Origin of the sequence: Patulibacter sp., from assembly GCF_030655195.1 — a bacterium.
GTDB lineage: Bacteria > Actinomycetota > Thermoleophilia > Solirubrobacterales > Solirubrobacteraceae > Patulibacter.
The window spans coordinates 1-10,569 of the sequence record NZ_JAURWA010000155.1 but is presented as its reverse complement, the minus strand read 5'-3'; the positions used below and the strand labels follow the sequence as shown (position 1 = coordinate 10,569).

Annotated in this window: 8 protein-coding genes and 1 pseudogene; 6 read left to right on the top strand and 3 right to left on the bottom strand. The window is 75.4% G+C overall.

Features of this window, described 5'->3' with window-relative positions:
- On the top strand, nt 1-977 hold a 977-nt coding region (locus Q7T67_RS17585; protein WP_304792748.1), incomplete at its 5' end, for a CdaR family transcriptional regulator.
- A 4-nt stretch (nt 978-981) separates the two neighbouring features.
- On the opposite strand, the gene Q7T67_RS17580 is transcribed toward Q7T67_RS17585, so the two are convergent.
- A complete protein-coding gene (locus Q7T67_RS17580) occupies nt 982-2,049 on the bottom strand; it encodes a nitronate monooxygenase family protein (RefSeq protein ID WP_304792745.1) in 1,068 nt (355 codons plus the stop codon).
- 105 nt (nt 2,050-2,154) lie between these two features.
- Here Q7T67_RS17580 and Q7T67_RS17575 point away from each other — a divergent pair, with 105 nt between their 5' ends.
- Nucleotides 2,155-3,495 (top strand): NAD(P)/FAD-dependent oxidoreductase, encoded by a 1,341-nt coding sequence (locus Q7T67_RS17575; protein WP_304792742.1) that lies wholly within the window; start codon nt 2,155-2,157, stop codon nt 3,493-3,495.
- Nucleotides 3,496-3,543: 48 nt separating this feature from the next.
- Nucleotides 3,544-4,320, top strand: a complete 777-nt coding sequence (locus Q7T67_RS17570) for an inositol monophosphatase (protein ID WP_304792739.1) — start codon at nt 3,544-3,546, stop codon at nt 4,318-4,320.
- 14 nt (nt 4,321-4,334) lie between these two features.
- Here Q7T67_RS17570 and Q7T67_RS17565 read toward each other — a convergent pair whose 3' ends face one another.
- Together Q7T67_RS17565 and Q7T67_RS17560 are read right to left on the bottom strand one after the other, a co-directional pair.
- Entirely contained in the window at nt 4,335-5,216 is an 882-nt protein-coding gene (locus tag Q7T67_RS17565) for an alpha/beta fold hydrolase (protein ID WP_304792736.1), read from the bottom strand.
- Nucleotides 5,217-5,305: 89 nt separating this feature from the next.
- Nucleotides 5,306-6,196, bottom strand: coding sequence for an oxidoreductase (locus Q7T67_RS17560; protein ID WP_304792733.1), 891 nt, complete (start codon nt 6,194-6,196; stop codon nt 5,306-5,308).
- Nucleotides 6,197-6,269: 73 nt separating this feature from the next.
- On the opposite strand from Q7T67_RS17560, the gene Q7T67_RS17555 reads away from it, so the two are divergent.
- The 3 genes and pseudogenes from Q7T67_RS17555 to Q7T67_RS17545 form a co-directional block, all read left to right on the top strand.
- Nucleotides 6,270-6,890: a TetR/AcrR family transcriptional regulator gene (locus Q7T67_RS17555; RefSeq protein WP_304792730.1), complete on the top strand. Its 621-nt coding sequence runs from the start codon at nt 6,270-6,272 to the stop codon at nt 6,888-6,890.
- 111 nt (nt 6,891-7,001) lie between these two features.
- Nucleotides 7,002-10,031 (top strand): excinuclease ABC subunit UvrA, encoded by a 3,030-nt coding sequence (uvrA, locus tag Q7T67_RS17550; protein ID WP_304792727.1) that lies wholly within the window; start codon nt 7,002-7,004, stop codon nt 10,029-10,031.
- A 211-nt stretch (nt 10,032-10,242) separates the two neighbouring features.
- Nucleotides 10,243-10,569: pseudogene (locus Q7T67_RS17545) on the top strand (hypothetical protein); the annotation flags it as partial.

Genomic DNA, 10,569 nt, shown 5'->3' with positions numbered 1-10,569 from the left:
CCGCCGGGGCCGCCCGGCCGCAGGACCCGCCGGTGGACGCACCGGAGCGCGGCGCGCTCGCCGTCCGGGTCGGGGCGGGCGACGCGGGGGAGGGCGTCCTGTCCGTCGAACGGGTGGCGCCCTTCGACGCCCACGAGCGGGGCATGCTGGAGACCGTGGCGGCGCAGCTCGCGGTGGCGCTGGGGACCGCGGACCTGGTGGAGCGGCTGACGGAGGAGCACCTCGTGCGCGACCTGTTCGACGCGATCGCCGACGGCCGCGGCTCCCAGGTGGCCTCGCGGGTGCGCTCCACGCGGATCGATCCCGACGGGGCGCACGTCGTCGTCGTCTTCGAGCCACTGCGTCCGGGGACGGCGTGGCCCGCGGCGGAGCGCCTGGAGTCTCGGTTGCGCCACGTGGCGACCGGTGCGCTCTGCGACCCGGGCCCCGAGCGCCTGCGGGCGCTGGTCCCGGTGCCGCTGCGCGAGGGCGGGCAGGACGCCGGACTGCGGGCCCTGGACGCGGAGCTCGACGCGCTCGCCCGCGAGGAGGGCGCCGTCGCCGGCCGCTCCGGCGTGCAGGAGCGCCTGGCCGTCGACCCCGCCGCGCTCGGACAGGCCGCCGCGGCCGCGCGGATCGCCCGGGCACTGGCCCCGACGGGGGGCTCGCGGGCCTGGGAGGAGCTCGGGGCCTACCGCTACCTCGTCGGCGGCGAGGTCGAGCCCGACGTGCGGCACGCCGGCGCGGTCGACGCGCTGTGGCGCTACGACGAGCGACGCGGCAGCGAGCTCGTCCGGACCCTCGAGCGGTACCTCGCCGACCGCAGCGTCGTGCCGACGGCGCGCGCCCTGTCGATCCACGCCAACACGCTCCGCCAGCGGCTCGAGCGGATCGAGCACCTGACCGACCTCGTGATCGCCGAGGAGGACCTCGTGTCCCTCGAGCTCGCGATCAAGCTGCACCGCCTGCGGGCCCCGGCCCGCCTCGACGCGGCCTGACCGCTCAGCCCTCGAGCCCGGCCTCGTGGGCGATCCGCGCGACCAGATCGGCCGCCGGCTCCTCCGTCACGGCGCGCCAGCCCTCGCCGGCCCACAGGTGCACGGCGTCGGGGTCGCCCTGCTCGGCCGCGGCCGCCCGCAGCGGCCGCGTCAGGTGGTGGACCTCGGGGTACGCCGACGGCGCGTCGGGGTGGGCCAGCGCCAGCGGGTTGGCCAGGCCGCGGGCCGGACGGCCGGTGAACCCGCGGGTGACCGTCGTCCCCGGGTAGCGACGGTCCAGCAGCGCCCGGCGATGGACCTCCGACGTGCCGGCCTCCGGCGTGCACAGCAGCGCGGTGCCCAGCTGCACTCCCGAGGCGCCGGCGGTCAGCGCGGCGCGCACGTCGGCGCCGCCCATCAGCCCGCCCGCGGCGACGAGCGGCAGCGGGGTCGCCGCCCGGGTCCGGGCCAGCAGCTCGAGCAGCGGGACCAGCTCGCCGCCGCCGGGGAGCGCCGGGTCGTCGCGGAACGCGCCGCGGTGGCCGCCGGCCTCGGCACCCTGGACCACGAGGCCGTCGACGCCCGCCGCGGTGGCCTCGACCGCCTCCTCCGGCGTGGTCGTCGTGACGAGGACGACGGCGCCGGTGGCTTCGCGGATGCGGGCGACGAGCTCCGGGGCGGGGCAGCCGAACGTCAGGGTCACGGCCGCCGGCCGACGGGCGAGCACCAGGTCGACCTTCGCGTCGATCCCGTCGTCCTCCCAGCGCGGGTCGCCCAGCGCGACGCCGTGGGCGGCGGCGACCGGGCCGAGCCTCGCGGCGTGCGCCTCCACGCCCGCGGGATCCGCGGTCGGCGGACCCGGCAGGAAGAGGTTGACCGCCCACGGGGCGGACGTCGCGGCCTCCAGCGCGTCGAGCCGCTCCTCGAACGCCGCGGGGGACAGGTAGCCGCCGGGCAGCACCCCCAGACCACCGGCCGCCCCGACGGCGGCGATCAGGGAGGTGCTCGACGGCCCGCCGGCCATCGGGGCCGCCCAGACCGGCAGCCGCGGTGCGCGACCGGGGGCGAACGGGAGCGGGGGCGCCGTCGTCATGGGGACAGCCAAGCGCATCCGGGGGACGGGCGGTGGGCGGCGCAGCGTCGCGCTCGTCGCGCCGTCACGCGGGCGCCACCCCGGGCGACGGGTACCGTCCGGGACATGAGCACCGACCCCGAGTTCGACGTCGTCGTCATCGGCACCGGCCCCGGCGGCCGGGGCGTGGCCCCCGCCCTGGCCGAGGCCGGCAGGCGGGTCGCCGTGGTGGAGGACGAGCTCGTCGGCGGCGAGTGCCCCTTCTGGGCGTGCATCCCGTCGAAGACGCTGCTGCGCCCGAGCCAGCTGCGCGCCCAGGCCGCGCACGTCGCAGGCGTGTCCGTCCCCGAGCTGGACTGGGCGCAGATCCGCGACTACCGCGACTACATGAACTCCGGCCTGGACGACGCGGGCAAGGCGGAGTGGATGGGCGGGATCGACGGGGTGACGCTGGTGCGCGGCCGCGCCACGGTCCCGCAGCGCGGCCGCGTCCTGGTCGGCGACCGCGAGCTGACCTGCACCGACGTGGTCATCGCCTCGGGCACCCACCCGGCGATCCCGGACCTCCCGGGTCTCGAGCGCGAGCACGTCTGGACCAACCGCGAGGTCACGTCGCTCGCCGAGGTCCCGGAGTCCGCCGTGGTGCTCGGCGGGGGTGCGGTCGGCCTGGAGGTCGCGCAGTACCTGCAGTCGTTCGGGTGCGCCGTGACCCTGCTGCAGCGCTCGGAGCGGCTCCTGACCCGCGAGGAGCCCGAGGTCGGCGACCACGCGGCCCGCGTGCTGCGCGAGCACGGCGTCGACGTACGGACCTCGACGAGCATCGCGTCGGTCCGCCACCACGACGGGCGCACCGAGGTCACGACGGACGGCGGCGACGTGCTCGACGTCGAGCGGCTCGTCGTCGCCGCCGGTCGGGCGCCGCGGATCGACGGCCTGACCCCGGACGGCGTCCGGGTCGAGAAGGGCCTGATCCAGGTCGACGAGCAGTGCCGCGCCGCCCCGGGGATCTGGGCCGTCGGCGACATCACCGGCGAGGCCCCGTTCACCCACGTCGCCGGCTACCAGGGCCGCGTGGTGGTCGACGCGCTGACCGGCGGCGACCGCGTCGCGGACTACCGGGCGATCCCGCGCGTCGTCTTCCTCGAGCCGGAGATCGCCGCGGTCGGGCTCACGGCGCAGGCCGCCCGCGAGCAGGGGATGACGGTGCGGACGACGACCCTCGACCTGAGCGGCACCGACCGCACCGAGACCTTCGGCAAGGGCCTGCAGGGCGGTGTCGGGCTGGTGCTCGACGCCGACGACGGGGTGCTGGTCGGCGCGTGGGCCGTCGGCCCGGACGCGGGCGAGTGGATCCACACGTCCGCCCTGGCGATCAAGGCGTCGATCCCGCTCGACGTCCTGCAGGACTTCGTCCCCCAGTTCCCGACCTTCAGCGAGCTCTGGGGCGTCGCCTTCCGGCAGCTGTAGGTGACGACCCCGCGTCCGGCGCGCAGGTCCGACCCGTACGCTCCCGCGATGGACGCGACCGACCTCGAGGTGGCCCGCGCGGCCGCGACCGCCGCCGCCGAGGCCGTGATCGGCGCGCTCGCCGATCCGGTGACGATCGACGAGAAGTCGGCGCCGACCGACCTCGTCACCAACGCCGACCGGGCCGGCGAGGACGCCGCCGTCGCCGTCATCACGGGCGCGCGACCCGGCGACGGGGTGCAGGGCGAGGAGGGGCACCGCATCGACGGTCGCCGCGTCTGGCTCGTCGACCCCGTCGACGGCACCCTGAACCTCGTGCGCGGCCTGCCGGGCTGGGCGTGCGTCGTCGCCCTCGTCGAGGACGGCACGACCGAGATCGCGTTCGTCCGCGACGTCACCGCGTCGCAGACGTTCTGGGGCCTGCGCGACGAGGGGGCCTGGCGCGACAGCGAGCCGATGCGCGTCCGCGAGGACGTCGGCCTGGACGCGGCGCTCGTCTCGACCTACCTGCACCCCTCCAAGCGCGGCATGCCCGGCGTCGACGAGGTCAACCGGGCGCTCACCACCGGCGTCGGCGCCCTGCGCGCCGGCGCGGGCTCCGGGTCGCTCGAGCTGGCGTGGATCGCGGACGGGCGCCTCGACGGCTGGGTCCAGCCCGACCTCGCGCCGTGGGACTGGGAGCCCGGCGCCCTGCTCGTGCGCGAGGCGGGCGGCCGGACGGCGGCGATCCGCCCGCGGCCGGACGGGCCGCTCTGGTGCGTGGCGGGCACGCCGTCGGTCTGCGACGCGCTGGTCGCGCTCGTGGAGGCCGAGGCGCGGGGCTGAGGCCGCTGCGCCGCTCAGGCGGCGCGCGCGGCCGTCCGGGCGATCCCGTCGACCAGGGCCGGCCAGACCCAGCGGGGGAGGTCGTGGCCCATGCCGTCGACCTCGAGCAGCTCGGCGCCGGGGATCGCGTCCGCGGTGGCCCGCCCGCCGCTGGGGAGCACGACGCGGTCGCGGGTGCCGTGCACGACGAGGGTGGGGAGGTCGAGACGGCGCAGACCGGCGGTCCGGTCGCTCTCGGCGAGGACGGCGGCGAACTGCCGCCCGCCTCCGGCGCCGTCCCCGAGCTCGCGGCGCAGGGAGCGGGCGAGGGCCACGCGGACGTCCTCGTCGTCCTCGGCCGTGCGGCGCTCCGAGCCGATCCGGCGGAACGTGCCGACGAGGTGCTCCGCAGCGCCGGCCGGGTCGCGGGGGCCGGAGCGCAGGAACTCCGGCCGCATCCGCCAGGCGACCTTCCCGGTCCGCCCGTCGCCGGGCCGCCCCATGATCGACGTCAGCGAGCGCACGAGCCCCGGGTGGCGGATCGCGGTCTGCTGCGCGACGAAGGACCCCAGCGACACGCCCGCGACGTGGGCGCCCTTCGGGGCGACGATCCCGAGCAGCCGGCCGGCGTCGTCGGCGAGGTCCTCGAGGGTGTAGACGGGCCTCGCGCGACGGGTGAGGATCGCCAGCGGCCCCGGCGTCGCACCGGCGACGGGGGTCGAGCGCCCGACGTCGCGGTGGTCGTAGCGGATCACCCGGAACCCGCGGTCGACGAGCGCCGCGCACAGGTCGTCGCGCCACCACACCAGGCCGAGGCCCATGCCCATCATCAGGAGCAGCGCGGGGTCCCCGGGATCGCCGAGCTCCTCGACGCAGAGCTCGATCCCGTCGCCGACGTCGATCATGCGCTCGGTCACGGGGCGAGCGTACGGGGCGGGCCGCGCGCCGCGCGGCGGGCCGCCGATCCACCGCCGCCACCCGGTTCGGCCCGCGCCCCGTCACCGGCTCAGGCCGGGATCGACGCCGGCGCCGCCACGCCGGTCAGCTCCTCGGAGAGCGCCCAGAGCCGCTTGGCGGTCTCGGCGTCGCTCGCCCGGTGCGTCCGCCCGACGAGGACGGGCGCGCCGCGCCACTCGCCGGGGCCGTCGGGGCCCACGTAGGAGCCGCCCGGGATCTCCGCGGCCGCGGCGAAGAGCGTGGGCAGCGCACCGGCGGCGTCGTCCTGGGCGATCAGGCGGTCGCCCAGCTTCGTCGCGATCTGCATGACGGGGTTGGTGGTGGACGCGGTCAGGTTGGTCGCGGCGTAGCCGGGGTGGGCGGCGACCGCGCGGACCGGGGAGCCGCCGGCGCGCAGGCGACGCTCCAGCTCGAGGGTGAACAGCAGGTTGGCCAGCTTGGACTGGTAGTACGCCTTCGTCGGGCTGTAGGACCGCGACTCCCAGTTGAGGTCGGCGAAGTCGATGTGCCCGCCCTTGTGGGCGTTGGAGGCGACCGTCACGACGCGGTCGGTGACGTGGTCGAGCAGCAGGTTCGTCAGCGCGAAGTGGCCCAGGTGGTTCGTGCCGACCTGCAGCTCGAACCCGTCCGTCGTGCGCCCCAGCGGCGGCATCATCACGCCCGCGTTGTTCACCAGGACGTCGATGTCGCCCTCCCACGCTGCAGCGAAGGCCCGGACGGAGGCGAGGTCGGCGAGGTCCAGCGGACGGACCTCGACGTCGCCGTCGATCGTGGCGGCGACCCGGGCGCCCTTCTCCTCGTCGCGGGCGGTGAAGACGGTGCGGGCCCCGGCCCGGGCGAGCTCACGGGCGGCGACGAGGCCGATGCCGCTCGTGCCGCCGGTCACGACGACCGTGCGGCCGGCGAAGGAGGGGAGGGACGAGGCGTTCCACTTGGGCATGCCAGCAATGTAGGCACCGACAACAGAGTTGTCAACGACAACATCGTGGCCCCCGCGCCGTTATGCTCGATCCATGGCCACCTCGACCGAGACGCCGCGCCGGTACCACCACGGCGACCTGCGGACCGCGCTGCTGCGCCGGGCCGAGGACGTCCTGGCGGAGGACGGCGCGGACGCCCTCTCCCTCCGGGGGATCGCGCGCGACGTCGGGGTCAGTCACGCCGCGCCGCGCAGGCACTTCCCCGACAAGCAGGCGCTGCTCGACGCGCTGGCGGAGGAGGGCTTCCGTCGCCTCGGTCGGGCGCTCGACGACGGTGCCGCGGGCGGGGACGCGGACCCCCGGCCGTTCGTCGACCGCCTCGTCGCGCTCGCCGAGGCGTACGTCGGGTTCGCGGTGCGCCACGCGGCGCTGCTCGAGCTGATGTTCACCAACAAGTACCGGCCGGGGGCCTCTCCCGCCCTGGTCGATGCCGGTCGGCGGGCGTTCGAGGCGCCCTTCGCGCTGATGGCGGCCGGTCAGTCCGCGGGGGACGTGGTGGCCGGCGACGTCGAGCGGGTCACGACCGCCGGCTGGGCCGGCGTGCACGGGCTGGCCGCGATGGTCAACGCCGGTCTCGTCGACGTCGAGGCCCTGCCCGAGCTGCTGCCCGAGGTCGTGGAACGGCTGGTGCTCGGCCTGCGACCGCGCGCCTGACGCGGGCCCGCCGCCGCGAGCCGGGCCCGCCGGACCACGTTCCCCCTGCACCTCGGGCCGCGGTCCGTCCGTCGAAACCGAACGTCCGTTCGCGTGCGTACACTCGGACCAATGGCAGGAAGCGGTCGGATCGTCGTCACCGGTGCACGCGAGCACAACCTCAAGGACGTCTCGCTCGAGCTCCCGCGGGACTCCCTCGTGGTCCTCACCGGCCTCTCCGGCTCGGGCAAGTCGTCGTTGGCGTTCGACACGATCTACGCGGAGGGCCAGCGCCGCTACGTCGAGTCGCTCTCGGCCTACGCCCGCCAGTTCCTCGGGCAGATGGACAAGCCCGACGTCGACTCGATCGAGGGCCTCTCCCCGGCCATCTCGATCGACCAGAAGACCACGTCGCGCAACCCGCGCTCGACGGTCGGCACGGTCACCGAGGTCCACGACTACCTGCGCCTCCTGTGGGCCCGCATCGGTCACCCGCACTGCCCCAACGGCCACGGGCCGATCGCCGGGCAGTCGGTCGAGCAGATCATCGACCGCGTGATGACGCTGCCCGAGGGCACGCGCTTCATGGTCCTCGCGCCGCTGGTCCGCGGCCGCAAGGGCGAGTTCCGCGACCTCTTCGGGCACCTCAAGGACGAGGGCTTCCTCCGCGTCGAGGTCAACGGCGACCTGCGCCTGCTCGAGGAGGAGATCGTCCTCGACAAGAAGTACAAGCACGACATCTCCGTCGTCGTGGACCGCCTCGTCATGCGCCACGACGTGCGCAAGCGCCTGGCCGAGGGCATCGAGGCGGCGACGAAGGAGGCCGAGGGCCTCGTCGAGATCGCCCTGGTCCTGCGGGAGGGCGACGAGATCCCGGAGGAGTGGGACGAGCGCCACACGTTCTCCGAGAACTTCGCCTGCCTGACCTGCGGCTTCTCGATGTCGGAGGTCGAGCCGCGGACGTTCTCCTTCAACGCCCCGCACGGCGCCTGCCCGCGCTGCACCGGCCTGGGCGCGCAGCTCATCGTCGATCCCGACCTCGTCGTCCCCGACGCGGGCAAGACCCTGGCGGGCGGGGCGATCAAGCCGTGGTCCTCGTCGCCGAACCCGTTCTACCGCAAGCTGCTCGAGGGGCTCTCGGAGCACTTCGACGTGCGGATGGACGTGCCGTGGAGCGAGCTCTCCGGCGAGGAGCAGGAGGGCATCCTCTTCGGCGACCCCGACGGCGAGCGCGTGCCGCTGCGGTTCAAGGGCCGCACCGGCCGGCGGCGCACGTACAACATGCGCGCGGAGGGGGTCATCACGAACCTCGAGCGCCGCTACCGCGAGTCCGACTCCGAGCAGGTCAAGGAGAAGATCGAGGAGTACATGGGCATGGTGCCCTGCCCGGACTGCGAGGGCTCGCGCCTGAAGCCCGGTCCGCGCAACGTCCTCGTCGGCGGCATCGGCATCCACCAGTTCTCGGCGCTGTCGGTCCACGACGCGCTGACCTGGATCGCGAACGTCGAGCTGACGACGACGGAGCGCAAGATCGCCAACCTGATCGTGCGCGAGATCAACGAGCGGCTGTCGTTCCTCGTGGACGTCGGCATCGGCTACCTGACGATGGACCGCGGCGCCGCCTCGCTGTCGGGCGGCGAGGCGCAGCGGATCCGCCTGGCCACGCAGATCGGCTCGGCGCTGGTGGGCGTGCTCTACGTCCTCGACGAGCCGTCGATCGGCCTGCACCAGCGCGACAACGAGCGGCTGATCAAGACGCTCGAGCGGCTGCGCGACCTCGGCAACTCCGTCCTGGTCGTCGAGCACGACGAGCAGACGATGCGCCGGGCCGACCGCCTGATCGACATGGGCCCGGGCGCCGGCGAGTACGGCGGCGAGGTCGTCGCCAACGGCACGCCCAAGCAGGTCGAGGCCAACAAGAACTCGCTGACCGGGCAGTTCCTCTCCGGCGTCCGGTCGATCCCGGTGCCCGAGGAGCGGCGCGAGCGGACGGGCGAGCTCGTCATCCGCGGCGCCCGCGACCACAACCTCACGGGCATCGACGTCACGATCCCGCTCGGCGTCCTCTGCGTCGTCACGGGCGTCTCGGGCTCCGGCAAGTCGACGCTGATCAACGGCGTCCTGCACAAGGCCGCCGCCGCCCAGCTCAACCGCGCCCGCGTCCGGCCCGGCGCCCACGACGGCATCGACGGGATGGACCAGCTCGACAAGGTCATCCAGGTCAACCAGTCGCCCATCGGCCGCACGCCGCGCTCGAACCCGGCCACGTACACCGGGATCTTCGACCACATCCGGACCCTGTTCTCCCAGACGCCCGAGGCCCGGGCCCGCGGCTACAAGCCCGGCCGGTTCTCGTTCAACGTCAAGGGCGGCCGCTGCGAGGTCTGCAAGGGCGACGGCCAGATCAAGATCGAGATGCACTTCCTGCCGGACGTCTACGTCCCGTGCGAGCAGTGCGACGGCAAGCGCTACAACCGCGAGACGCTCGAGGTCCACTTCAAGGGCAAGTCGATCGCCGACGTCCTCTCGATGCCCGTCGACGAGGCGGTCGAGTACTTCGCCAACGTCCCGAAGATCCGGCGCCGGCTCGAGACGATCCAGGACGTCGGTCTGGGCTACGTGCGGCTGGGGCAGCCCGCCACGACGCTCTCGGGCGGCGAGGCGCAGCGCGTCAAGCTCGCGCACGAGCTCGCCCGCCAGGCCACGGGCCGCACCCTCTACATCCTCGACGAGCCGACGACGGGCCTGCACTTCGCGGACGTCGAGCGGCTGCTCGAGGTCCTCCAGCGGCTCGTCGGCACCGGCAACTCCGTCGTCGTCATCGAGCACGACCTCGACGTCATCAAGACGGGCGACCACCTGATCGACCTGGGCCCCGAGGGCGGCAGCGGCGGCGGGGAACTCGTCGCGCAGGGCACCCCGGAGCAGGTCGCCGCGGTGGCGGCGTCGCACACGGGCCGGTTCCTGCGCGACCTCGTGACCGCCGACGCGGGCGCGGTCGCCACGGGCGGCACGGCCAAGCGCGCGCCCGAGGACGAGCGTCCGCGCAACACGAAGTCGAAGGCCCAGAAGCTGGCCGAGTCCGCGGACGCGCGCGAGCGCATCGCGTCGGCGCCCAAGCGCCCCGCCACGCGGCGCAAGAGCGCGGCCGCCGCCGACTGAGGCGGGCCCCCCGGTGGCAGGCGTGTCCTACGGCGAGCGACGGCCCCCGGCGGCGCTCGCCGGGCGGGTCGCGTGCCTCTGGTGGACGAGCCCGGCGGTGGCGATCGAACCAGGGGCCGCGGCCGCGGCAGGTGCGTCGGCGGCCGACGCGGTTGGGCGTCGGACCGACCCGGGGGACCTCGGAGCTCCGACCGGACCGGACCTCGCGGTCGTGCTGCCGGACGGCAGCGTCGACCTCGTCTGGCACGGCGGGGTCCTGACGGTCGCCGGGCCGGACACCGCGGCCCGGGCCGTGACGGGTCCCGGCGGACCGGCGGTCGGCGTGCGGCTGCGGCCGGGGGCGGCCGCGGTCTTCGGGGAGTCCGCCGCCGCGCTCCGCGACCGGCACCCCGCAGCCGAGGAGATCTGGGGCGCCGAGGGTCGCCGCCTGGCGGAGCGCGTCGCGGCCGCCGCCGACGACCGGGCCCGGCTCGCGCTCCTGACGGCGGCCATGGCCGCGCGGACGGCGGACGCGCCGCCGACCGACCCGGTCGTCGAC